The following is a 22,366-nucleotide window of genomic DNA, read 5'->3' as shown; positions in this document are numbered from 1 at the left end:
CTATCGCTACGGAACAATCGAGTCCGGCGACCGCTACCTCGAGAAGAAGACTATCGGCGAACGAATCAGTCTTCGTCGCGCGATTCGGTGACCCAGTGACACGCCGAGCAGAACGCGAACGTCGCGACGACGAGCCCGAGGAGCCCCGTCGCGAGTGCCGACCCCAGTCCGAGCCCGAGCGAGAGGCCGACGATGGCGACGCCGACGGCGGAGATGGCACCGTAGTAGCGGTGCCACTGGACGCCCTCGTCGTCGGTCGGCCGGTCCAGATACTCGGTCAGACAGTCCGCCTGCGGGGCCAGCGCTACGTGACCGCGGTCCTGGTTGAAGTCGACCACGCCCATGTCGTCCATCTTCGGGAGGTGACACTGGTAGAGGCCGACGTAGACCCGCTTTCGCTGACTGGACGTGAGCTGGTCCGTCGTGGTGTCGTTCTCGATGGCGGCGACGTGTTCGGCCAGTTCGCCGAGCGAAACCCGCTCGTCGTCCTCGTGGTCCCTGAGGTAGTGGATGACCTCGCGTCGTCGGCTGTTCTTGAGAATCTCGAACACCAGGTCAAGCGACAGTGACTCCGGCTCCTGCTCGGCTTCGGTGACCCCGTCGTCCTGCTGTGGCGCGCTGTCACTGACGTCTGTCTGGCTCCCGGTCTGCGTCGGTTGTTCGGCGTTGGTGCGTGCGGATTGGTCCTGGGTACTCATGGTATAGTCCTCCATAGCCTGGCGTTCGGACTATGCTCGGTCCCCGGAACGGGTTTGGCTCCTTGCACCCCCGATGTCCTACGAGACCTGTGGGTTGTCCGAACCCAAGCGTCTGTCAGAACAGTCATTCGTCCCACACTTAATACTTTGTTTTGACATATATGTTATACGTAGTTCCCAACTAGGGACCAGTACGGTAGCGAATAACGGTTGTGTCGGCTCTCACTGGCGTCCGGCGCCGACAGTGTAGGTCGGAAGCGGGGTGTCACCGAGCGTATTCCGCGCGTCGACGACGACGGCCTCCTCGAAGGCCGCGAAGTCGAGGGCACGGTATGTGTCGTGTTCGGTCATGACGACCACGGCGTCGTACCGGTCGGCGGTCGCCGCCACCTCGTCCATCGAGCAGGCGCTGGCCGCCAGGTCAGGCACGCTCGCCACGTCGACGGCGGGGTCGGCCGCCCAGACGTCCGCCCCCAGAGCGTCGAGTTCCGAGACGAGCGGCCGCGTCGGCGATTTGCGCGTCTCGTCGACGCCGGCGCGGTAGGCGACGCCGAGCACCAGCACCGCGGCGTCGTCGACGGCGACCCCCTGCTCGTCGAGCAGGTCGACGACGGCGTCGCTCACGAAGCGGGGCATCTCGTCGTTGACCGCGCGACTGGTCTCGACGAGCGGCAGGTCGAGGTCGACGGTGTCCGTGAGGAAGTGTGGATACAGCGGGATGCAGTGACCGCCCACGCCGGGACCGGGGTCGTGAATCTCGCAGAACGGCTGGGTGTTGGCCACCTCGATGGCCCGCGTAACGTCCACCGAGAGCGGCTCCGCGACTCGCGCGAGTTCGTTCGCCAGCGCGATGTTGACGTCGCGGTAGATTCCCTCGAACACCTTCACACACTCCGCGGTGGTCGCGTCGCCCGCGTGGATGACGTCGTTGCTCGTCAGTTCGTCGTACAGCAACCCGGCGACCCGCTCGCTCTCCGCGTCGACACCGCCGACTACTTTCGGGTATGCACCGCGTATGTCCTGTATCGCGCGGCCGCTCGCGGTCCGTTCGGGGCAGAAGGCGACGCCGAACTCGTCGGGGTCGAGCCCGCTTCGCTCGGCCAGGCGCGGCGTGACGATATCGCGCGTGGTGGTGGGCGGGACCGTCGACTCGATGATGACGAGGTCGCCCTCGTCGAGGCCCTCGCCGATGGCGTCGACGGCCGCGAGCAGCATCGAGAGGTCCGGCTCCGTCTCCTCCATGAGCGTCGGCACGATGACGACGTGGACCTGCGCGGACGCGGCCGCCCGCTCGGAGCGGGTCGTCGCGGACAGCGAGCCGTCGGCGCTCGTCTCGGCGACGAGTTCGCCGAGTCCGGGCTCGCCTTCGACCGGGCTCTCGCCCGCGGCGACGGCGTCGACCACCGCGTCGTCGACGTCGACGCCGGTGACGTTGCCGGTGACGTCGGCGAAGACGGCGGCCAGCGGGAGCCCCATCTTTCCGAGTCCGTAGACGGCGACCGGAATCTCCCCGCCGGCGAAGGCCGACTGGAGCGTGGCCCCGGGCCGGTCGCCGCCGTAGACCATCCCCTCAGATTGTGCTGCGGTCACCGACGCTCACCTCCTCCAGTGCCAGGGTCCGCGAGTCGGCGATTTCGCTTATCTCGTCGGCGAGCAACATCGCGTGGAGCCCGTCGTTGCCGGTCGTCCGCGGCGTCGCGCCGCTTCGCACGCAGTCGACGAACGAGCGCAACTCGCGTTTGAGCGGCTCGTCGCTGTCGACGGCCGGGCGCTCGATGATGCTCTCCTGGCTGTAGCGCACGTCGCCGTTCTCCGTGTGATAGGACGGGTCGGAGTGGCGGTAGATGCGCACCGACTGGTCCATGAAGTCGACGTTGACGTGACACTCCCGGGCCGTGACCGAGAGGTCGCGGATGCGCTCCTGCGTGACACGACTCGCCGTCAGCGAGCAGAGCGTCCCGCCGTCGAACTCTATCTGGGCGTCGGTGTAGTCGCCGTCACAGGCCCCGATGGCGGTGACACCGGCCACCTCGTCGCCAAAGAGCGAACACGCGATGTCGATGTCGTGTATCATCAGGTCCATCACCACGTCGTCTTTCACGTCGCGGGAGACGGGCGGGCCGAGTCGGCGGGCCGACGCCGCGATGGGTTCGACGTTCGCGAGGACGTCTTCCAGCACGTCGACGACGGGGTTGAACCGCTCGATGTGGCCGACCTGGAGGGTTACCCCTGCGTCCTCGGCCCGTTCGATGAGGTCACGGCCGCTCTCGGCGTCGGCGACGAACGGCTTCTCCACGAGCACGCTGACCCCGGCCTCGATGGCCTGTGAGGCGACGTCGTAGTGGAATCGCGTCGGGACGGCGATGGAGACGAGGTCGACCATGTCAAGCAGCGTCTCCAGGTCGTACACCGCGCTCCCGTACGTCGAGGCGACCTCGGCGGCCGTCTCCTCGTCGGCATCGGCTATTCCAGCGAGCTCTACGCCCTGTATCTCGTTGTAGACGCGGGCGTGGTGTCGGCCCATGCTTCCGACGCCGACGACGCCCGCAGACAGTGGTTCGGTCATGTCGAATACTCCGTGAGCGCGAGCGAGATAGACCGCACGTCGCGCGGGGACAGCTCCGGGTGGACCGGGACCGAGAGGACCTCCGATGCGGCCCGTTCGGCGGCCGGTAACTGGACGTCGAACCCGTCGTACGCCGGCTCCTCGTGTATCGGCGTCGGGTAGTACACCGCCGAGTCGACGCCGTAGTCCGCCAGGTGGTCGGCCAGAGCCGCCCGGTCCGCCGTGCGGACCGTGTACTGGTGGTAGGCGTGGCGACAGTCCGCGGGCTCGACCGGGGGCTGTATCGCGTCCCCGTCGATGGCGTCGTCGAACTGCGCGGCGTTCTCGCGCCGGGCCGCGACGAAGTCGTCGAGCTTCGACAACTGGACGCGCCCCAGTGCGGCACAGATGTCCGTCATGCGGAAGTTGTGGCCGACGCGCTCGTGGCCGCCGTCGGGGCTCCGGCCGTGGTCGATGAAGCTGTGGCAGCGCTGGGCCACGTCGTCGCGGTCGGTGACGACCATGCCGCCCTCGCCGGTTGTCATGTTCTTCGTGGGGTAGAAGCTGAAACAGCCGGCGTCGCCGAAGCTCCCGACCGGGTCGCCCCGGTAGGTGGCTCCGTGGGCCTGCGCGCAGTCCTCGACGAGGGCCGCGTCGTGGCGGTCGGCGACGCTCTGTAACTCGGAGACTGGCGCGGGACAGCCATAGAGGTGGACGGCCAGGATGGCGTCGACCCCGTCCGCGGCGTCAGCGGCGACGGCATCGACGCGGTCCGGGTCCAGGTTGTAGGTCTCCGGGTCGATGTCCGCGAACAGCGGCTCCGCGCCGACGTGTCTGATGGCGTTCGCGGTCGCGATAAACGAAAAGGGCGTCGTTACCACCGTGTCACCGGGGCCGATATCGAGCGCGGCGAGCGCCGCGTGCAGGGCGGTCGTCCCGTTCGAGGTCGGGATACCGTGAGCGACGTCGCAGTAGTCGGCGAACTCAGAACCGAAGGCGTCGACCGCCTCGCCGCCGCTGAGTCGACCGGAGCGGAGGACCTCGTGGACCTTGTGAATCTCCTCCCGCCCGACGGCCGGGGAGGCTATCGATACGGTCGGCTCTTGCAACTGTGTATCAGTCACGGCGCGTCACCGCCACAGTGAGGGATATACCGACTCGTCCGGTCGGTGTCGATTGGGCAGCTATCACGGTTTTCGGCAGGCAAAGTATCGGCATTGTTATGTGTGCCTTGCACTGAGAAACGTCGTATTTCGTCCCATACGCTGTGTATAGGGGACGAGAGCCCGTCAGTTCCGGTCCACGTGGGTTCCGGTTCGTTTTGCCGGAGGTACCCACTCTGTATCCGGTATATGTGATACGTAACAAAGGGTGGTCCACCTGTTTATCTCCCAACAGTGGCTTCGACGCGGGGACGTCCGCATCCACGTGGAGAACTGAATGACACAGACCGCAGTCGACACCGTGTACGAACAGTCGCCCCGTCCCGAGACCGGTCTGAACCGGCGACCGGTCCGCCGAGGACGGACTTATATGTCACTGTCCCGAAAAAATATGCTAGGCACGAACGCAGCGAGGCCGACCGAGTTCGATGCCGCAGGCGAGCGAGGACGCGGCGTCGGTTCGCGGACGCGAGGGCGGCGCCGACTGCACACGGTCGTCGCCGGATTCCGGGCCGAGGAGCGGGCCGCCGACGGCCCGGAACCGCCGACCCGGTCGCCGGCGCCCCGAGTCGGTGCCGTCCCTGCCTCACTGTCAGTGGCACAGTCCGCCGACGAACGATATCGCCGGGGGATACGTCCGCCGGACACCCAACCGATGACACACACGCGACGACGTCGGTTCGACCGACCGAGCAGCGTCAGCAGGCCCAACCGAACCCTCATGGCTACAGATACACCCGCGAAAACGAGCGAACGCATCGTACCCGACAGTGACAGCGCCCCGACCACAGGGGGGAGCGCCGGATGAGCGAGCCCGACCCCTGGGACGACATCAGCTACGTCATCAGCTCGCGGTACCGAATCGCGACGCTCCGTCGGCTCTCCGACGGCCCGGCGACGCCGTCACTCATCGCGGACGAGACGGACCTCAGCATCGCCCACGTCTCCCGGGCGCTCCAGGAGCTCCGTGACGCGGACCTCGTGACGCTGCTGGTCTCGGAGAACCGCCGCAAAGGGCGGGTGTACGGCATCACTGACGAGGGCCTCGAGGTGTGGGAGACCATCGAGGCCGAGAACATGTTGTAGCTACTGCTCGACCGGCTCCAGCGACTCCTCGTCCGGCAGACTCCCCTCCGGTAGCAGCTGTTCCGGGCGACGACGGTGTTTCGGCGTGTCCGCGAACTCGTTGATGCGTCGCCACTCGTCGGCCGTCAGGTGACCACTCATACAGCCACAGTACTGCGAGCGAGCGGCTTGGTAATTTATGGGCTATCCGGGATAAGTGAGGCTTGTGGCGGTCCCAATCGACAGTCGGGACCGGAACGCCGGTGAGTGACACGGGGGCCAGTCGTGTCGAGCGTGTTACCGCAGCACGGAACGGGGTGGGAAATCGACGTAGTGCCGTGCCAGCAGCGACGCCACCGTGGCGCTTACCATCTCGCCTATCGACGCCCGGCGAGGACCGCGTGTTCCCCGGATGAGCGGGCAACTCGGACGGTCGCGGGTCGAGTCCAGTAGCACCAGTGGTCCACGCCGACACGGCGGAGCCGGCCACCGCTCCAGCTAGCGCCAGAGCGGGTCGGTCGCGGCCCCCACCGAACTGGCGCTGGGAAACGTCGACGGCGCCACCGGAAAGAGTGGCTCGGCCGTGCCACTCGGCGTGACAGGGCGGAAAAGTTACCTGGAGAGTAGTACTTGGAAAGCCAACTATTCTACGACCTCTGTCCGTGTACGTTACGTATCTGTTTGGTTATCATTTTACGCCAGTGGGCCTGCAGCTACACCTCCATTGCGACGCCAGGAACGGCCCCACTGCGGTAATTATCTGGCGAAGGCTCGAACAGTTTCGGGCGGTTTCAAACACCTTTCTGAACCGAACACTCCCGTCAGATTCGGCGGTCAGACGAACGGTCAGTATAACAATAGGTCGGTCTCCGCTAGCCGACGCTGATGACCGAACAGGTCCCGTTTACAGACGTCTACGTCGACGACGACATCGTCGAGCGTGCCACGGAGGTGCTGGAGACGCGCCGGTACGTCAAAGGGCCGCGCGTCGAGGCGCTGGAAGAACAGTTCGCAGACACCTGCGACACCGAGTACGCGGTCGGTGTCAGCAGCGGCACAGCGGCGTTGTACCTCGCGATGAAGGCGGCGGGCATCGGTGAGGGCGACACGGTACTCGTCCCCGGGCACACGTTCTTCGCGACGGTCAGCCCCGTCGTCGAACTGGGGGCCGACCCGGTGTTCGTCGACGTGGACCCGGAGACGTACACAATCGACGAGACCGACGTCGCCCGGAAGGCCGCGGCCCACGACGACGCGGCCGCGGTCGCGCCGGTCCACCTCTACGGGCAGCCAGCGGCGATGGGGCCGATTTCGACCGTCGCCGAGCGATACGACCTGAAGGTGTTCGAGGACAGCTGTCAGGCCCACGGAGCCACGTACCGGGGCGACCCGGTCGGGAGCTTCGGCGACGCCGGCTGTTTCAGCTTCTACCCCTCGAAGAACATGACCGTCGCCGGCGACGGCGGCATGCTCGTCACCGACGACGCCGACCTGGCGCGGACGGCCAGGGAGCTTCGCAACCACGGTCGTGACGAGGACGGGAACCACGTGCGACTCGGGCTGAACCACCGCATGGACGAGGTCAGCGCGGCCGTCGGGCTCGAACAGCTCTCGCATCTGGCCGACTGGAACGCCGAGCGGGCGGCGGCGGCCGAGCGCTACCGCGAGCGACTGGCCGACGTGGACCAGGTGACGCTGCCGACCGAACGCGACCACGCCACGCACGTCTATCACCTCTTCGTCGTCCAGGTGCCGGAACGCGAGGCGCTCCGTGCATACCTCGACGAACGAGGTATCGACACCGGCATCCACTACGACCCGCCCGTCCACCAGACCCAGGCGATGCGAGAGCACCTGGGCGAGGTGCCGACGCTGCCCGAGACCGACCGCCTCTGTGACCGCATCCTCTCCTTGCCGATGCATCCCCGCATCACGGACGAGGAAATCGACCGCGTGGCCGAGGCAATCCGGGGGTTCTACGAATGAGGTACGGCGTCGTCGGCACCGGGTACTGGGGGAAAAATCACGTCCGCGTCGCCAAGGAGCTACTGGACGACGGGGAACTCGACGAGGTAGTGCTGTGTGACACGGACGAGAGCCGCGCCGCCTCGCTCGCGGAGACGTACGACCTCCCCTACGAGACGGACATCGACAGTCTGGACGTGGACGCGGCGACCGTCGCCACGCCCTCGACCACGCACCGGACCGTGGGACTCTCTATGCTGGAGCGGGGTATCGACCTGCTCGTCGAGAAACCGCTCGCGCTCACCTCGGAGGACGCCTGGGACATCGTCGAGGCCGCGGACGCCAACGACTGCACGCTCGGCGTGGGCCACATCTTCCGGTACCACCCGGCGCTGGTCGCGCTGAAGCGACGCATCGACCGCGGGGAACTGGGCCGCATCAAGTACCTCCAGACCCGTCGGTTCTCCTTCCGGGTGCCACGGTCCACGACGGGCGTGCTGTACTCGCTGGCCGTCCACGACGTGGACATCTACGACTACTTGCTGGGTCGTCGCCCCGACACCGTCCACGGGCAACTCGACTCGTTCGTCCGCGAGAACATCGTCGAGACGGCGACGATTACGCTGGAGTACGGCAACACCAGCGGCGTCATCAACTCCTCGTGGCAGGTGCCGGTGTTCGACAAGAAGCGCGACCTCGTCGTGGTCGGGTCGAACCGGTCGGCGTACGTCGACTACCTGCAGAACACGAAGCTCGAACTGTTCGACGCCGAGGTGTTCTCGGACCCCGACGACGGGCTCAAGTCGAGAAACGACGGCGCAATCTCACACAGCACTGACGAGCGCGAGCCGCTGAAAGTCGAGGTCGAGTCGTTCGTCGAGGCCAGCCGCGCGGGCGAACAGCCACGCGCCGACGGCACCGTCGGCGCACGCGCCGTCGAGACGCTGGAACACGCCGAGGAGTCGGCCCGCAAGAAGAGCGTCGTCCGCCTCGACCGCAAAAGCGCCGTGACGCAGTTCTAGTCGCCCGAGACCGCCACGGTATCGGATTCGATATCGAAGTTCGGCACCGTCGCGCTCCCGAAGAGGTCGTCGTAGTTCGTCGCCGTCAGGTAGAGCCGTCGCCCGGCAAGCTCGGTGTAGGCCGGTTCGAACGGCGGGAAATCGAGCGCGCGTATCTTGTCGTAGACCGCGAGCTGGGTCGCCTCGTCGTCGGCGGCCAGCCGTTCGGCCGGAATCTCCTTCTCGCCGTCCAGGCTCTCCTTCGTGTAGAAGTACCGCTCGCCGTTGTACGCCGACTGGGGCGTCGCGACGCGGTGGACGGCGCCGTCCCGGAGCGTCGTGAGCTGTTCCCGGAACAGCTCCAGCGAGGCCTCGGTCACCCGGTCGTACAGCGTCCGGGCCGTGTCTCGCTCCTCGATGGGGACGAACCGGCGGGCGACGATGTCGCCGGCGTCGACGTCCGGCGCCATCACGTGCAGCGTGGTCCCGTAGCGCCAGTGGTCGTCGTCGCGGGCGTTCAGGATGGCGTGTGAGAAGACGTTACTGCCGCGGTAGCGTGGGAGTTCGGCCTGGTGGAGGTTCAGCGGCGCGACGTTCGGGTGGTCGAGCAGTTCCGCGCCGAGGATGTTGGGGTAGTAGACGCTGATGAGGTAGTCCACGTCGTGGTCGAGCACCGCGCGCTCCTCGGAGCGCGTGACGACGTCGTGACCGAGAGACTCGGCCCGGTCGTACAGGCAGCCGTCCCACCAGGTGTCCTCTGCGGGGCCGTAGGTGACGACCAGCTTCACGTCGAAGGCGTCGTGGCCAGTCACTTCTTCGAGGCAGCGCTCACCCAGGGGATGGCTCCCGAGGAATGCGACTGAGGGCATGGGAACTGTTTCCCGAACAGCGACTGTAGTTATGCAGCGCTTGACCGGACAGTTGGCCAAGGATTATCCGGTGGCTACGGTCACGAAATAAACGACATGACCGCGCTGGGCTCGACGAGCCCGCTGGCCACCGAGAGCGTCGCCCACACCGCGCCGCCGGTGAGGATGACCGCGACCAGCGAGAGCGGGCCGGTGACGTAGGACACCATCGAGAGCACGACGCCCGCCATCACCAGCGCGACGACGGCGACGCGGGCGAGGTCGCTGGCGACGCCGCCGAGGTCGAACTCCAGTTCGCGGTGGATGTAGTAGACGTTGACGCCGGTGTAGGCGCTGTACGTGATGACCGTGGCGATGCCGGCTCCCAGCGCGCCCAGCGGCGGGATGAGCAGGAGGTTCAGACCGACGTTGCCCGCGGCGCTGGTCCCGCGGGCGATGGCGCGCACCCGCGCCAGCCCGAGGTAGTCGAGCGCCGAGCCGGTTATCTTGTGGATGGCCCGCACGATGACGAAGAAGGCATAGAGCTGGACGAGCACGACGGCGCCGAGATACTCCTCGCCGACGACGTAGGTGATGGTCGGTTCGGCGACGATGACGAGGCCGGCGGCCGCCGGGACGTACAGCAGGAGGACGTTCCGCAGCGACTCGGCGTAGATGCGGCCGGCCACGTCGGGGTTCTCGGCGGCGGACTGTTCGCCGAGCGTCGGCGTGATAGTAAAGCCCAGCGACGAGGCGGGAGCGATACAGAGGTCGGCAATCTGGCGCGCCAGCGTGTAGAAGCCGACCGCGACGGGCGTCGCCAGCACGCCGACGAGGACGGTGTCCATCTTGCTGTCGACGACCACGCTGGCCCGGGTAGCGGCGGTGGGAATGCTGTAGCGGGCGATGCGGCCCCGGAGGTCGCTCTCGGGGCTCTCGGTCGGCGGGAGCGGTCGGTAGAACCGCGCGTACAGCGCCGCGAGCCCGACGGCGACGGCGAGCAGGTAGGCCACGACGTAGCCGGTCATCGCCCCGGTGACGCCGTAGCCGGCCAGGACCAGCCCCGATGTGACGACGAGCCTGGTCGTGCTGTTGACCATGGTCAGGGCGGCGCTGTAGTCGACCCGGTTGAACGCCTGGAACACCGACTTCAGGTAGCCAAACAGCGAGCGACCGGCGATGTAGAGCCCGCCGACTGTCAGCACCGGCGCGACCGCCGGCCGACCGAGCAGCCGCGCCAGTTGTGCGCCGCCCAGCGAGACGGCGAGCGAGACGGTGATGGCGACGGCGAGGATGATGACGAGCGACCACTGGACGATGTACCGGACCTGCGTCTCGTCGCGTTCCAGGTACTCGTTGACGTAGCGGGCCGTGGCGTTCGGGACGCCGAGGGTCCCGAACAGTTCGGCGATGCCGACGATGGAGATGGCGAAGTAGAGCAGGCCGTACTGGTCGGGTTCGAGCAGGTACCGCGTCAGTATCAACAGCAGGAGGCCGTTCGTCCCGGCGTGGACCACCCGCGCGGCCATCGACACCTTGAACCCGGCCGCGATGCGGTCGGCCAGGCTCATCGGCCGCAGTCCGCCCCGCGGACGAAGTAGAGGCGGTAATCACCGTTGGTCTGGACCCGCGAGACGTCGGGGTTCTGCCGGAACGAGCGGAACGACTCCGCCGAGTATCTGAACCCGTCGTAGAGGCCGACCTCCCGCTCGTAGTCGCTGGAGGTCAGCGGGACGTACCGACACCGTGAGTAGTACTCCGTCGTGTTCCTGCCGAAGACGGAGAACGGTATCATCGCCTCCTTGCCGGGGAAGTGTCTGCCCCCGGGCGTGTAGTCCGTCCCGGTCGTCCCGTAGTAGGCGTCGACGTAGCGTCGCGGTCCCCCGCGCGGCCCGGCGAAGTACACGTCGGGGTCACGCTGGTCGAAGGAGGTGGTGTAGCCGTCGTAGTACGTCTCGGGGACGTGGTCCGAGCCCTTGTACATGTACGGCGACTTGTGGAGTATCATGGCCTGTGGCACGAGCATGAACACGAGAGCGACGGCGAGGGCGGCCTGCCAGTGTCTGGTCGACAGCGACGGGGAGTACGGAATCCCGTCGGTGACGGCGACGGCGGTGAGGACGGTGACAAAGACCATCATGAAGCCGAGATAGCGGAACGGCTGGCGGGTGACGCTCGTGATGTAGAACAGGCCAAAGAGCACGAACACGGGGACGAAACCGAACGCGACGTACCGCAACAGGCTGTTGCGGTCCGGGTAGCGCTCGTCCAGTCGCCCGGCGACGGCCCAGAGCATCACCGCGCCGGCGACCACGGAGAGCACGGCGCTGACGAAGAATATCTTCACGAAGATTTCACCGATGCCACTTCCCAGCGTCGACAGGGAACTGCTGACCGTGGATATCTCGTTTCCGGGGTTGGCGCCGTACAGCAGGCCGTTGATGACCGCGCCGACGGTCCCGGTGGCCCGGTTGAACCGCGGTATCCAGAGGGCGAAAAAGAGCCCAACGACGGCGGTCTGTGGCCCCAGCGACCGGTGGCTGGTCAGCCGGTCCGTCGGCCAGAACCGCCCGTAGAGCCGTGCTAGCAGTTGCAGCCCGAACCCGGCGCCGATGAGCAGCAGGACGTTCGAGCCAGACTGCGGGTGGATGAGAATCGCCGCGACGCCCGCCAGGGTCAGCAAGAGCCCAAGCGGCGTCACGACGTCGTACCCTCGAACCGTGACCAGCGTGTCGCGTTCGCCCACGTAGCGCAAGAGGAGATACAGGGCGAAGGGGGTGAAGTAGATAGCGGCGCTGGTGGGGTACGGGAAGATGTAGGTGTGGATGTTATTGATTGGCAAGAAGAGGAGGGCGAAGAACGTCCCGACCGCCGCGGCTTTCGACCGCGCCGCGATGCGTGTCACACAGAGGGCCGTAAAGAGGACGTACAGCGACATGAAGACGGGAACGACGAGCTGGAGCGTCCGACGGGGGGGTAGCCCCGTCACGCTGGTCAACACGACGGCGATGCTGTGAATGCCGGGATAGAGGAAGTTCACCGGGTTGAGCGACCCCTCGGCTATCAGGCGCGTCCAGCCGAGATAGGAGAGGGCGTCGCCGGGGCCGTAGTAGTAGTAGTCCCGGATGGTGGGGAGTATCGCGACGCTGATGCCGATGAGAGCGCCCAGTAACAGTGCGAGACGGCTCCTGAGGGTCGTCGCGGTCGCGCTCAAACCGACCGCGATAGCGGCGATGAGCCCGACGGCGCTGCCGAGCCAGAAGAGCACGGGCGTAGCGCGGTAGATCGATATCTCGTAGCCGGTCGGCTGGGACCCGGCGGCGACGACGAGACCGACGGTGTATGCCAGATACCCGGCGAGAAGGACGGCGACCTGACGGCGTCTACGCGGAGGTGTTTCGGCCATCTGAGCCATCCTGGTCGGTCGGCGGTCATTGTTATTGACGGGTTGTAGGCGGTATGGAACTGTTTCGCCGTCGTGCGGTTTCTCGGCGAACGGGCCGCGACGGGCGCCGCTACGCCGCCGCGACGGACTCGTAGACGGACAACAGCCGGGCGCCCATCTGTTCGACGCTGATTTCGACCGCGTTCTCGCGACCGTTCGAGCGCTCGCCGCGGCGGAGTATCTCGGCCAGCCCCGCGACGAGTTCGTCGTCGTCGTCGCTGACCGTGCTCGGCTCGACCGGAGCGAGCCGCTGGGCGACGTCGCCGACGTCCGTCGAGACCACCGGGAGGTTACACGCCATCGCCTCCTTGACCGTGTTGGGCGACCCCTCCCTGCGGGAGGTCATAATCAGCGCGTCGGCGGCGCTGAGGTAGTACGGCATCCGTTCGTGCGGGATGTCGGTCGCGGTCCGCAGCGACACCGGGTCGGCGAGTCGGTCGGCGACGCGGTCGACGACGGCCCGGGCCCGTGGATGGTTCTTTATCTCGCGTTTGGGCGGGTACGGGAACAGGACGATGCGTTCGTCGGTCGGCCAGCCGACCGCGTCGCGGGCTTGGTCGCGGTCCATCGGCTCGAAGAGGTCCAGGTCGACGCCGTGTGGGATGACGCGACAGTCGCCGCCGTACACCTCGGCCATCCCCTCGGACATGACGACGACGGCGTCACACATCGGAGCGAGCCGTTTCGTCAGCGGGCCGTACTGCCCCATGAGGTCCGACCCCCACAGCGAGAGTACGACCGGGAGCCGTGGCTGGGCGAGAGCCATCGGTGCGGTGAGCCCGTAGTTGGCGTGGAGGAGGTCGTAGCCGTCCAGCGAGTGGGCCAGCACCGAGGGGTAAAAGCGGGCGTAGTCCCACACGGACCGGCTTCCCTCGGTGCCCGCGTCGACCGACTGGGACTGGTTCTCGCCGGGCACCGACAGCGTGGTCATCTCGACGCCGCGGCGCTCTAGCTCCTCGACCTGGGCCTCGAAGAACTGGGAGTCGGCGTTCGTGACGAGGTTGAGGACGCGCAGGTCCGTCATCGTTTGACCGCGCTGAAGGCGGACTTGGCGAGGTTCATCGCCGCGCTGTCGGTCTCGACCTCGTAGTAGGGCACCAGTTCGCCGGCGAACTTGCCCTTGTAGTCACAGAGGCGCTCGGTGTTTGCCCCCATGAGGTCGTAGGCCGTGACCGACTCGAACGCCGGGTCGGTGAGCACGTCTTCGATGATTCGCCAGTGGAGTAAGCTGTTGACCGCCACGTCGCTCTCGGCCCGCGTCCCGCCCTGCCAGAAGTAGGCCGCGTCGGGGCCGAACAGGGCCGTCACGCCCGAGAGCGTCTCGCCGTCGGCGTCGCGGGCGACGTACGTCCGGGCGCGGTCGTCCAGCCCGGCGACGAGGTCGCTGACGTACCGCCAGGAGAGCGGGAACCCCCGGCCCTGCTCGGTGTAGCGGTCCCTGGTCCGCTCGAAGACGGCCCGCGTCGCGTCGTGGCCGCCGACCTCGACGGTCACGTCGCTCTCGCGGGCGTTGCCGACGTCCCGGCGGAGGCTCTTGCTGAAGGAACTGAGGACGCTATCGGGGTCGGTGTCTTCGAGGTCGACCACGTAGGTGTACTTCGTCGTGAGGTCGAAGTCGGCCCAGCGGAACGGCCGCGGGTCGTCGTATCCCAGCGGCGTGATGAGTCGCACCAGCGACAGCGGGCCGTCGGTCTCCAGTTCTTCGAGAACGGCCTCGACGAACTTCTTGTTGACGCGTTCGCGCTTGCGCTGTTTCGGGCTGGTCGGCATCACGATGGGCCCCAGTCGCGGAACGTTCATCGTAGGCGGCGGCGACGTGATGGTCCGCCCCACCGCCCGGTTCTCCTCGACGACCGGGAGCAGCCCCACCGGCTGGTCGCCTTTGAAGCCGCCGAAGAGTCGCAAGTCGCCGCTCGTGTGGCGTTCGATGGCCGACAGCGCCGGCGGCGTGTGAAACACCTCGTACCCCGATTTCGGGAGCGTCTCCGCCCACTCAGCGAGTGACAGTCGTTCGATGCGCATGTGGCTCGCGTCCATCTCCCGGCGGGACCGGCTTGAGTATCTGGAGCTTATCGCGCGTTGCCGCTGTGCGCTGATTCGGCCCCTAGTCGTCCGCGGTGACAGCCGTCGACTCCTGTAAGGCGTACAGCTCGCCGGGCGGGCCGACCCAGGCGTCCCGCTCCAGCGCCGTCGTGACGAGCCGACGGTAGAGCCGGTCGTATCCGGGGTGGTCGCGGCTGAAGTGGCGCGGGTGCCAGAGGACCGTCATCACGGCGCGGTTCGCTGCGGCCTCCGAGAGCAGCGATTCGAGCGCGGCCCAGGCCCGGTCGAACGCCTCGCCGGGGTCGGGGAGGGCGCTCTCCATGACCGTCAGCGGGAAGACGACGAACTCGTCGTCGAACGGTCGGAACGGCTGGTAACCGTCCGTGAACCCGTACTCGTACGGGTCCCCGAGCGTCGTGTCGTAGTCGAGACCGATGGCCCGGTAGTGCTCCCACGTGGCGGGCCGTTCGAGGCGGAGGTAGTGCTGGCGGCCGCCGACGACCGACTCGCCCAGCACCGACTCGAGGTGTCGTTTCTCCTCGTGGAGCATCGCGCGGTCGTCGACGGCCTCGTAGGAGCCGTGCAGACCGACCTCCCAGCCGCCCGCTCGGAGCTGAGCGAGCAGGTCGCGGATTGGCTCGTCCTCGATATCGTACCGCCCGGCGTACAGCTGCCACCCCTCCCTCGTGAACCACTCCCGCGGCGGCCGGTCGCGAAACAGCGACTGCTCGTCTAGCACGTAGAAGGCAGACCTGACCCCCTGCTCGCGCTCGAAGGAGAGCAGGTCCGGGAACGTCCAGTAGGGTCGCCGACCGGGCGCGAGGTCGAGCAGTTGGCTCGGGTCCCGGCGGGAGACGGCGTAGAACAGCGACTGGTAGGTCTTGTAGGGACGGTCTACGTCGTGGGTGAGACACAGGGCGAAGTCGTGACCGTCGGGTACCCAGTCCCCGCTCATAGGGCCGCTCCGAGGGCCTCGTCGACGACCACGTCGGTCACGTCCTCGCGCTCCGCCAAGAGCTGTGACCGACGGCGCTCCCACTTGGCCGCGATGTCCGGGTCTTCGACGAACCCCTTCAGCTTCTCGATGGCGGCCCGCTCCTCGTTCAGGTTGTAGACGAGCCCGTGGGACTCCAGTTCGCGGAACGTCGAGAGGTCCTTGTTCCCGACGAAGGAGTTCGTCCGGATGGACGGCGTCCCGAGTATCCCCGCCTCCAGGGCCATCGTCTGGGAGTCGCCGATGTAGCCGTCGGCGTAGTACAGCAGGTCGTGGATGCGCTCGGGCGGCACCGGGAGGCGGTGCGTCTCGAACCCCTCCGGCAGGGGGGACTCGCTGGTGATGTACACCTCGCCTCGTGCCGAGAGGTAGTCGACGAGTTCGCGCTTGCCCGCTCTGGAGATGCCCGTCTCGCCCACGTCGTGGTGGGCCGCCCACGAGACGAACCGGAGGACGTAGTACGGTTCGTCGACCGCGACACCGTGGTCCCGCAGCGGCTCGGGGTCCGGTTCGAACCGGTCCGGGTGGAGGTAGGCGAGTTCGTGGTAGCCGTCGTATCGGCGGTGTTTGTCCCCGAAGTCCATCTCGAAACACGCCGGCGTACAGACCCGCGACGTGAAGGGGAGGGTGAGCTTCGAGAGCCCGCGGGTCGCCACCTCGTCGTCGGTGAAGATGACGCTCGGCGTCCCGGTGACCCTGGCGGCCTGAGCGGCGACGGGGTTGATGTGGCTCAGCACCACGTCCGAGTCGAACCGCCGAATCGTCCGAATCAGTTTCAGTTCACGGAGCGCCCACTCGAGGATGAGTCCCGGCGTCGTCTCGCGCTGGGCCGAGAGCACCTCGTAGTCGATGTCGTAGGCGTCCAGCAGCTCCGTCGTCACTTCCTTCTCGCGGGCGGTGACGAGGGTCCGGTGGCCACGTGCCTGCAACTCGCGGATAGCGTGCTTGAACAGGTGGACGTGGGCCGGGTGCGCCACTTCGAAGTGGACCCGCATCGTCAGTCGCTCGCGGCCCGCGGTCGGCGCGGTCTCGTCGCGTCCGGGAGTCGGCTCATCGATGCGCGTTGGTGGTCGCGAGATGCTCCGGTAGCGGCCGGTGTTTCGCCGGCGTGCCGACCGCGAGCGTCGACGGTGGGACGTCCTCGGTGACGACGGCCCCCGCGGCGACGAAGGAGCGTTCACCGACGGTCACGTCCGGCAACACGGTGGCGTTGGCGCCGATGGTCACGTCGTCTTCGAGCGTCGGTCCCGCGAGGTCGACCCCCTGACGCAGCGGGTACGGGTCGTTCGTCAGGACGGACCGCGGCCCGAGGAACACCCGGTCGCCGATGGTCGTGTCCGACGGGACGTACGCCCCGGTCTGCATGCTCACTTCGTCGCCGAGGTCGCTTCGGCCGTCGACGACGACCTGCGAACCGACGACACAGTCGTGGCCGATGGTGGTCTGCTCCCTGACGACGGCGTGGTGGCCGGTCTGGAACCGGTTGCCCGTGGCGACGTCGGGGTAGACCACCGTCCCCGCCCGGACGATGGAGTCCGACCCGATTCTGGCGGGCGCCTGGCCCCCCTCGGGCGGGAGGATATCGGCCGATTCCGCGATGCGACAGCCATCACCGAGCTGGCACTTACTCATCGGTAGGTCCCCTGCCGCGGCGTATTCTCCGTCACTGGCCTGCTCTGAAGATGAGTCGTCCCGGTCATCTGAACTCACTCCGAGATTTGTACCAGTTCAAGGCTTTGTTATTCTCTTCCTGTGGACGGCGCGGTCCGTGGCCCGAATCGTAGCATACTGCTACCTCGTCGGGGGTGACATCATCCCGCGGTATAACTTAGACGGGGCCGGGTCACTGGGGAACAAATGGGAACAGTCGTCATCTCCATCGACGCGGAACTTGGCTGGGGCTTCCACGACTACCCGGCCGAACAGCGACCGACCGAACGCATCGCTCGCTCGCGCCAGGGGTGGAAAGACCTGGCCGAGACGCTCGATGAGTACGATATCCCGGCCACCTGGGCGGTTGTCGGGCACCTGTTCGAGCACGACTGTGCCGGGGCCCACGTCGGCCACCCCTCGCCGTCGGGCTGGTTCGCCCACGAGCGCGGCGACGAGCCGATGGACGAGCAGTTCCGTTTCGCCCCGGACCTCATCGCCGACCTCGTCGAGAGCGACGTCGACCACGACATCGGCGCCCACACCTACTCCCACGTCGAGTTCGACGCCGACTACGCCACCGACCTGCTCGCTCGCGCGGAGTGTGACCGCGCAACCGAGGCCGCCGAGGCCGCGGGCGTCACGATGCGCTCGTTCGTCTTCCCGCGCAACCGCGTGGGCCATCGGGAGATACTCGCCGAGTCCGGGTTCACCTGCTACCGCGGGACCGAGCCGGAGACGACCGCGGACGGCCCCTACTCGGCGCCGCTTCGCAAGCTCGCGCAGGCGACGGTCGTCCGGGACCCGCCCCCGCTCGTCGAGCCGAGCGTCGACGAGTACGGCCTCGTGAACATCCCCGCCTCCCTGTACCTGTTCGGCTTCGAGGGACCGGCCCGGCGGGTCCTCGCCGCGACGGTCGGGGACCCGGTGGTCAAGCAGGCCAGGCTCGGCATCGACGCGGCGGCCGCGGAGGACGGTATCTGTCACCTCTGGCTCCACCCGAACAACCTCACGACGGAGGCCGACCTCGACCGGGTCCGGGCCATCTGTGCCTACGTCGACCGCGTCCGGGCGGACACCGACCTGACCGTCGAGACGATGCGGTCGGTGGCGGACCGCGTGCGAGCGGAGGACCTCTCGGTCGCCTGAGCGGGCCGCCCTCCGACCGACGCGAAACCGTCGACTGAAAAGGGACTACTCCGAGGAGGCGACGCTGGCGACGTCTTCGGCGTCGGCGCCCTCGTCGGCGTCGTCGTCTGCCCCCTCGTCGGCCTCCGCCCGGAGTCGCTGTTCGGCCTCCTCGCGGTCCTCCGGATAGCCGATGTCGTTTCGCCAACCGTTCATCCGGATGGCGTCGATGGTGCGCCCGGAGTGCAACAGGAGGTCGATGGCGTCGCTTATCTCGTACTCGCCCCGGTTGGACGGCTGGACGAGCTGACAGGCGTGGAAGATGGCCGGCGTGAACGTGTAGAAACCGGTCATCACGAGGTTCGACGGCGGATCGTCGGGCTTCTCTAAGACCTCCGTAATCTCGCCGTACTTGTTCGTGTCACAGACGCCGTAGCGGCCGGCCTCCTCCCACGGGACCTCCTCGACGAGGAAGGCGGCGTCGGCCCGCTCCTCCTGCTGGCGGTTGACGACGTCCTGGAGGTTCGACTGGAAGATATTGTCCCCCAGCATCAGCATGAAGTCGTCGTCGATGTGTTCCTCCACCGTCAGCAACGCGTGTGCGAGCCCCTTCTGCTCGCGCTGGTGCGTGTAGGTTATCGGGACGCCTCTGTACTCGTCCTCGTAGTAGTTGATGATGACCTGTTTCTTGTAGCCGACGACGACGTACAGTTCGTCGGCGCCCAGTTCGATGAGCTGGTCGAAACAGTGCGTGAGAATCGGTTGCCCGTCGACCTCGACCATCCCCTTGGGCTTGTCGTCTGTCAGCGGGCGAAGTCGAGTCCCCTGGCCGGCCGCGAGTATCACTGCGTCCATCGTATCCGGAGAGCTATCCCCGTAAATAAAGATATACGCCGCCTTCGGTTCGGCCGGTCCGGTTAGGCCTCGACATCGCTGCCCTCGGCGACGGCCGCGGGGAGCGAGAGCCGGCTCCTGGCCCACTCGACGTCCGCGAGCGGCCGCAGGGAGCGCTCTGCCAGCTGTGTCACCGCGCGGACAAGCTGGGCGTTCCGGTCGACCGGCCGGTCGGGCGCGAAAAAGAGGTTGTCTTCCATGCCGACCATCGGGTGGGCGCCCATGAAGAACGCGAGCGTCGTCAGCGGGTACTGGTTGGGGCCGGTCGCGCGGACGAAACAGTGTGCCCGCTCGGGCACGGCGTCGAGCAGCGCCAGCAGACTCTGTGGCGACCCGACCGCACCGCTGGGAGCGCCAAGCAGGAGCGTCACGACGGGGCGGTCGGGCAGCGCCGACCGCTCGCGTAGCCGTTCGAGTTCGTGGCAGTCACTGCCGTCAGTGACCAGCAGGTTCGGGGTGATACCGCGGTCGGTCAACGCGGCGACGAACTGCTCCGTGTCGCGGCGACTCGTCTCCGAGACCGAGCGGTAGCCGGTCTGGGTCGGGCCGAGCCGGACGGTCGAGAGGTCCGGCACGGGCGCCTCGTCGAGTGCGTCGACGAAATCGCCAAGCGGCGCGTCGGGTCCGGCGGCGTACTCTACGAGGATATCGCGGCCACACAGCTCCCGGACCGCCTCGCCGAAGGCGGGCAACCGCTCCGGGTCGGGCTCGCCCGCGGCGTCGCGGCCGTGGAGGTGCGCCACGGTGGCCCCGAGCGCCATCGACTCGTACACCTGTGTCGCGACGGCGTCGGGGTCGACGGGGAGGGACTCGTTCACGTCAGTCGAGTAGCGATAGCCGGTCGGAGCGACGCCGAGTGTCACCTCGTCGCCGCGCATGTAATCACGATAGGTCATCGCGTGGGACACACCGGTGGTCGTCGGCGCGACCGACGCTGCGGTGGGATGCCTGAGTGGTGGTGGGTCGCAGGATTAGTTATCACCGTCCTACTGCGTCAGGTCGACCAGCGCGTCCGCCTCGGCGACGATGAACGCCTCGTCGAGCAGGTGGGACTCCTCGGCCGGGAGGAAGACGTACTGGTCGTTGGCCTCGGAGCGGATGACCGTCAGCTCCTCCATCTCGTAGCCGAGGTTCTCGTGTGGGTCGGGGTCTTCGGGGACCTCCTCCCACTCTGTTTTCGTCGCCATGGTCACCCGTGGAAGACGTTGATGTCGGCGTCGCCGTCTATCTCGATGCGCTCCAGGTGCCCGCTGTAGAAGAACGCGTCCACGCCGTTGCGCACGTGACCGCTGACGTAACCCTCGGTGATGTCGCCGGTCAGCCAGAGCGTCTCGCCGCTACCGACGGCGGTGCGCGCCTCGTCGATGGTGAGGTTGCCGGTGACGGCGAACTCGTAGTACGCGCTCTCTTCGGCGTCGCCGGTGCCGTCGATTTCGATTCGGTTCGGGAGCGGGTCGGGGCCGGCGTTGCTGTCGTCCTGGAGGGCACGGAGGCCGTCGGTCGCCCCGTCGGCGTCGAGGGTGAGCGGCCGAGCGGCGACCGGTTCCGCTGTCTCGGTCGAGTTCCCGTCGCCCTCGACGGGGGTCCAGACGCTGTAGTCGGTGTCGGGCGCCGCGGCGTCGTCGCCGGTGACGGTCTCGAAGTGTTCCGGGACGTCGAGGTTTCCACTCCCGGTGAGGTGGATGTTCTGACCGGACCAGTCGCCCTCGGTCTCCCAGTCCTGGCGGATAGCCGCCCCGTCGCCGTCGTTGTAGATGCGCACGTCGCGGATAGTGCCCGACCCGCCCTCGCCGCGGTAGTGGAGGCGGATGGGACTGGCCCCGCGCGTGAAGTAGAAGTCACAGTCCTCGATGACCGCGCCGGTGCCGGGGTCGTCGACCTTGATACCGCGCAGCGTGGTCCCGCCGGTCCGGTACGCGGGCGGCTCTTCCGTTCCCTCGAAGTAACAGCCACGGACGACGCTGTCCGTGGGCGCAAAGCGGACCATCGAGGAGTTGACGTTGCGGAAGACGCAGTCCTCGACGACGACTCGCCCGTCCCCGCCGGTGTAGGCGTCCGAGACGTACATCGCGACGTTCCCCAGTCGCTCGAAGTAACACGCCTTGCAGTGGAGGGTGCCGGCGTGGTCCGACCCGGCGTACAGCCCCGTCGAGTCCGACCCGTCGACGGTTCCGTCCGGCAGGTTGACGTTGAACACCTCCATGGTCGCGCCCTCCTCGGCGCCGACGCGCCAGCGGGACTGGGCCTCGCCGCGCTTGCCGCGGATGGTGACGTTCTCGATGCGGACCGTTCCCTCGGTCGCCGTGACGGTCGGGCGAACCTCGACTTCGGGGTCGTCGGGTCGGGTGAACGTGACGCCGTCGGCCGAGCCCACGAGCGCGCAGTTGGCCTTGTCGCCGCCGAGGCCAGCGCCGGTGTAGTCGTACTCCCCGGCCGGAACGCGTACCTCGGTGCCGTCGGTGAAGAACTCCTCGAGGTAGGGGTCGATTAGGTCCCCGTTACGGAGCCCTTCCGCCCCGAGGTCGACAGTGGTCTCGGCCCCGGCGACGCCGCCGATAGACGCCGTGCCGGCCGCGGCGGCCGTCGCGCCGGCCCCGACAGTCCGCATGAACGTTCGCCGGGTAGTACGCTGTGCTTTCCCCGTCTTCCCGGTCCGATGGTTGCCTGCCATACCGTTCAGGAACTTCCTACCGGAAAAGGAGTTCTGACCACCTTGTCAGTAAGGTATGCCTAGTTGTCGCTGCTCGCGTCTCAGTTACGAACCAGATACGTACCAGCCGCATTTTCTGTACTTCCGCCGCCGTGAAAATTTAAGTCAGTGTCGAGGACGCGGAGAAAGTGTTTTCCAGAGAGAGTGTAATTCTAGGTGTCAGAAACCGGCAGCTCCGGGGTAAGTGTTAGATTACAAAGATTTCTCGGCACCCCGC

The 22,366-nt window shown here is 67.2% G+C and carries 21 protein-coding genes; 4 read left to right on the top strand and 17 right to left on the bottom strand.

Going from position 1 to position 22,366, the window contains the following annotated elements; all coding sequences use genetic code 11:
• Nucleotides 1–65: 65 nt before the first annotated feature.
• From NDI86_RS06655 to NDI86_RS06640, 4 genes are all read right to left on the bottom strand, one after another.
• A complete protein-coding gene (locus NDI86_RS06655; RefSeq protein ID WP_310899620.1) occupies nucleotides 66–698 on the bottom strand; it encodes a DUF7344 domain-containing protein in 633 nt (210 codons plus the stop codon).
• Between the two features lie 222 nt (nucleotides 699–920).
• Nucleotides 921–2,288, bottom strand: a complete 1,368-nt coding sequence (locus NDI86_RS06650) for a nucleotide sugar dehydrogenase (RefSeq protein ID WP_310899619.1) — start codon at nucleotides 2,286–2,288, stop codon at nucleotides 921–923.
• Entirely contained in the window at nucleotides 2,269–3,264 is a 996-nt protein-coding gene (locus tag NDI86_RS06645) for a Gfo/Idh/MocA family oxidoreductase (protein WP_310899618.1), read from the bottom strand. Before NDI86_RS06645 ends, NDI86_RS06650 begins: the two co-directional genes overlap by 20 nt.
• Complete coding sequence (locus tag NDI86_RS06640) at nucleotides 3,261–4,367, bottom strand: DegT/DnrJ/EryC1/StrS family aminotransferase (protein ID WP_310899617.1); 1,107 nt, start codon at nucleotides 4,365–4,367, stop codon at nucleotides 3,261–3,263. The genes NDI86_RS06645 and NDI86_RS06640 overlap by 4 nt, the downstream gene beginning before the upstream one ends.
• A gap of 843 nt (nucleotides 4,368–5,210) precedes the next feature.
• Between NDI86_RS06640 and NDI86_RS06635 the strand changes: the two genes are divergently transcribed.
• Nucleotides 5,211–5,492, top strand: coding sequence for an ArsR/SmtB family transcription factor (locus NDI86_RS06635; protein WP_220587307.1), 282 nt, complete (start codon nucleotides 5,211–5,213; stop codon nucleotides 5,490–5,492).
• Here NDI86_RS06635 and NDI86_RS06630 read toward each other — a convergent pair whose 3' ends face one another.
• Nucleotides 5,493–5,633, bottom strand: coding sequence for a hypothetical protein (locus tag NDI86_RS06630; protein WP_310899616.1), 141 nt, complete (start codon nucleotides 5,631–5,633; stop codon nucleotides 5,493–5,495).
• 723 nt (nucleotides 5,634–6,356) lie between these two features.
• Here NDI86_RS06630 and NDI86_RS06625 point away from each other — a divergent pair.
• Together NDI86_RS06625 and NDI86_RS06620 are read left to right on the top strand one after the other, a co-directional pair.
• Nucleotides 6,357–7,457: a DegT/DnrJ/EryC1/StrS family aminotransferase gene (locus NDI86_RS06625; protein WP_310899615.1), complete on the top strand. Its 1,101-nt coding sequence runs from the start codon at nucleotides 6,357–6,359 to the stop codon at nucleotides 7,455–7,457.
• Nucleotides 7,454–8,458 (top strand): Gfo/Idh/MocA family protein, encoded by a 1,005-nt coding sequence (locus tag NDI86_RS06620; protein ID WP_310899614.1) that lies wholly within the window; start codon nucleotides 7,454–7,456, stop codon nucleotides 8,456–8,458. The genes NDI86_RS06625 and NDI86_RS06620 overlap by 4 nt, the downstream gene beginning before the upstream one ends.
• On the opposite strand, the gene NDI86_RS06615 is transcribed toward NDI86_RS06620, so the two are convergent.
• The 8 genes from NDI86_RS06615 to NDI86_RS06580 form a co-directional block, all read right to left on the bottom strand.
• Nucleotides 8,455–9,306, bottom strand: a complete 852-nt coding sequence (locus NDI86_RS06615; protein ID WP_310899613.1) for a formyltransferase family protein — start codon at nucleotides 9,304–9,306, stop codon at nucleotides 8,455–8,457. The two genes, NDI86_RS06620 and NDI86_RS06615, sit on opposite strands and share 4 nt — an antisense overlap.
• Before the next feature lie 80 nt (nucleotides 9,307–9,386).
• Nucleotides 9,387–10,856 (bottom strand): flippase, encoded by a 1,470-nt coding sequence (locus NDI86_RS06610; RefSeq protein ID WP_310899612.1) that lies wholly within the window; start codon nucleotides 10,854–10,856, stop codon nucleotides 9,387–9,389.
• Nucleotides 10,853–12,691, bottom strand: coding sequence for a hypothetical protein (locus tag NDI86_RS06605; RefSeq protein WP_310899611.1), 1,839 nt, complete (start codon nucleotides 12,689–12,691; stop codon nucleotides 10,853–10,855). Before NDI86_RS06605 ends, NDI86_RS06610 begins: the two co-directional genes overlap by 4 nt.
• 109 nt (nucleotides 12,692–12,800) lie before the next feature.
• Nucleotides 12,801–13,745 (bottom strand): glycosyltransferase family 4 protein, encoded by a 945-nt coding sequence (locus tag NDI86_RS06600; RefSeq protein ID WP_417936248.1) that lies wholly within the window; start codon nucleotides 13,743–13,745, stop codon nucleotides 12,801–12,803.
• Nucleotides 13,746–13,750: 5 nt separating this feature from the next.
• On the bottom strand, nucleotides 13,751–14,767 hold the full coding sequence (locus NDI86_RS06595; protein ID WP_310899609.1) for a GNAT family N-acetyltransferase: 1,017 nt from the start codon (nucleotides 14,765–14,767) through the stop codon (nucleotides 13,751–13,753).
• Nucleotides 14,768–14,834: 67 nt separating this feature from the next.
• Nucleotides 14,835–15,728, bottom strand: a complete 894-nt coding sequence (locus tag NDI86_RS06590; protein ID WP_310899608.1) for a polysaccharide deacetylase family protein — start codon at nucleotides 15,726–15,728, stop codon at nucleotides 14,835–14,837.
• Complete coding sequence (locus tag NDI86_RS06585) at nucleotides 15,725–16,762, bottom strand: DUF354 domain-containing protein (protein ID WP_310899607.1); 1,038 nt, start codon at nucleotides 16,760–16,762, stop codon at nucleotides 15,725–15,727. The genes NDI86_RS06590 and NDI86_RS06585 overlap by 4 nt, the downstream gene beginning before the upstream one ends.
• A 55-nt stretch (nucleotides 16,763–16,817) precedes the next feature.
• Nucleotides 16,818–17,399: an acyltransferase gene (locus NDI86_RS06580; RefSeq protein WP_310899606.1), complete on the bottom strand. Its 582-nt coding sequence runs from the start codon at nucleotides 17,397–17,399 to the stop codon at nucleotides 16,818–16,820.
• Between the two features lie 225 nt (nucleotides 17,400–17,624).
• On the opposite strand from NDI86_RS06580, the gene NDI86_RS06575 reads away from it, so the two are divergent.
• A complete protein-coding gene (locus tag NDI86_RS06575; RefSeq protein WP_310899605.1) occupies nucleotides 17,625–18,566 on the top strand; it encodes a polysaccharide deacetylase family protein in 942 nt (313 codons plus the stop codon).
• A 45-nt stretch (nucleotides 18,567–18,611) separates the two neighbouring features.
• On the opposite strand, the gene aglF is transcribed toward NDI86_RS06575, so the two are convergent.
• The 4 genes from aglF to NDI86_RS06555 all read right to left on the bottom strand — a co-directional run bounded on the left by aglF (nucleotide 18,612) and on the right by NDI86_RS06555 (nucleotide 22,110).
• A complete protein-coding gene (gene aglF, locus NDI86_RS06570) occupies nucleotides 18,612–19,400 on the bottom strand; it encodes a UTP--glucose-1-phosphate uridylyltransferase AglF (protein WP_310899604.1) in 789 nt (262 codons plus the stop codon).
• Between the two features lie 62 nt (nucleotides 19,401–19,462).
• Nucleotides 19,463–20,335, bottom strand: a complete 873-nt coding sequence (locus tag NDI86_RS06565; protein WP_310899603.1) for a 3-keto-5-aminohexanoate cleavage protein — start codon at nucleotides 20,333–20,335, stop codon at nucleotides 19,463–19,465.
• 90 nt (nucleotides 20,336–20,425) lie between these two features.
• Nucleotides 20,426–20,626: a hypothetical protein gene (locus tag NDI86_RS06560; RefSeq protein ID WP_310899602.1), complete on the bottom strand. Its 201-nt coding sequence runs from the start codon at nucleotides 20,624–20,626 to the stop codon at nucleotides 20,426–20,428.
• Between the two features lie 2 nt (nucleotides 20,627–20,628).
• The gene (locus tag NDI86_RS06555; RefSeq protein ID WP_310899601.1) at nucleotides 20,629–22,110 is read right to left on the bottom strand and encodes a hypothetical protein; all 1,482 of its coding nucleotides are present in this window, start codon (nucleotides 22,108–22,110) and stop codon (nucleotides 20,629–20,631) included.
• Nucleotides 22,111–22,366 lie beyond the last annotated feature (256 nt).

The sequence above is a fragment of the Haloarcula onubensis genome (assembly GCF_031624605.1).
GTDB classification, from domain to species: Archaea; Halobacteriota; Halobacteria; order Halobacteriales; family Haloarculaceae; genus Haloarcula; species Haloarcula onubensis.
The sequence above is the reverse complement of the archived record's forward strand: the minus strand, read 5'-3'. Positions and strand labels throughout refer to the sequence as shown.

Excerpts from the sequence above, each read along its gene's own strand:
- NDI86_RS06635 (WP_220587307.1), top strand. The coding sequence starts at position 5,211 with ATGAGCGAGCCCGACCCCTGGGACGACATCAGCTACGTCATCAGCTCG.
- NDI86_RS06655 (WP_310899620.1), bottom strand. The coding sequence starts at position 698 with ATGAGTACCCAGGACCAATCCGCACGCACCAACGCCGAACAACCGACG.
- NDI86_RS06630 (WP_310899616.1), bottom strand. The coding sequence starts at position 5,633 with ATGAGTGGTCACCTGACGGCCGACGAGTGGCGACGCATCAACGAGTTC.
- NDI86_RS06575 (WP_310899605.1), top strand. The coding sequence starts at position 17,625 with ATGGGAACAGTCGTCATCTCCATCGACGCGGAACTTGGCTGGGGCTTC.
- NDI86_RS06560 (WP_310899602.1), bottom strand. The coding sequence starts at position 20,626 with ATGGCGACGAAAACAGAGTGGGAGGAGGTCCCCGAAGACCCCGACCCA.
- aglF (WP_310899604.1), bottom strand. The coding sequence starts at position 19,400 with ATGGACGCAGTGATACTCGCGGCCGGCCAGGGGACTCGACTTCGCCCG.
- NDI86_RS06625 (WP_310899615.1), top strand. The coding sequence starts at position 6,357 with ATGACCGAACAGGTCCCGTTTACAGACGTCTACGTCGACGACGACATC.
- NDI86_RS06620 (WP_310899614.1), top strand. The coding sequence starts at position 7,454 with ATGAGGTACGGCGTCGTCGGCACCGGGTACTGGGGGAAAAATCACGTC.
- NDI86_RS06585 (WP_310899607.1), bottom strand. The coding sequence starts at position 16,762 with ATGCGGGTCCACTTCGAAGTGGCGCACCCGGCCCACGTCCACCTGTTC.
- NDI86_RS06595 (WP_310899609.1), bottom strand. The coding sequence starts at position 14,767 with ATGGACGCGAGCCACATGCGCATCGAACGACTGTCACTCGCTGAGTGG.
- NDI86_RS06645 (WP_310899618.1), bottom strand. The coding sequence starts at position 3,264 with ATGACCGAACCACTGTCTGCGGGCGTCGTCGGCGTCGGAAGCATGGGC.
- NDI86_RS06610 (WP_310899612.1), bottom strand. The coding sequence starts at position 10,856 with ATGAGCCTGGCCGACCGCATCGCGGCCGGGTTCAAGGTGTCGATGGCC.
- NDI86_RS06590 (WP_310899608.1), bottom strand. The coding sequence starts at position 15,728 with ATGAGCGGGGACTGGGTACCCGACGGTCACGACTTCGCCCTGTGTCTC.
- NDI86_RS06555 (WP_310899601.1), bottom strand. The coding sequence starts at position 22,110 with ATGGCAGGCAACCATCGGACCGGGAAGACGGGGAAAGCACAGCGTACT.
- NDI86_RS06605 (WP_310899611.1), bottom strand. The coding sequence starts at position 12,691 with ATGGCCGAAACACCTCCGCGTAGACGCCGTCAGGTCGCCGTCCTTCTC.
- NDI86_RS06615 (WP_310899613.1), bottom strand. The coding sequence starts at position 9,306 with ATGCCCTCAGTCGCATTCCTCGGGAGCCATCCCCTGGGTGAGCGCTGC.
- NDI86_RS06565 (WP_310899603.1), bottom strand. The coding sequence starts at position 20,335 with ATGACCTATCGTGATTACATGCGCGGCGACGAGGTGACACTCGGCGTC.
- NDI86_RS06580 (WP_310899606.1), bottom strand. The coding sequence starts at position 17,399 with ATGAGTAAGTGCCAGCTCGGTGATGGCTGTCGCATCGCGGAATCGGCC.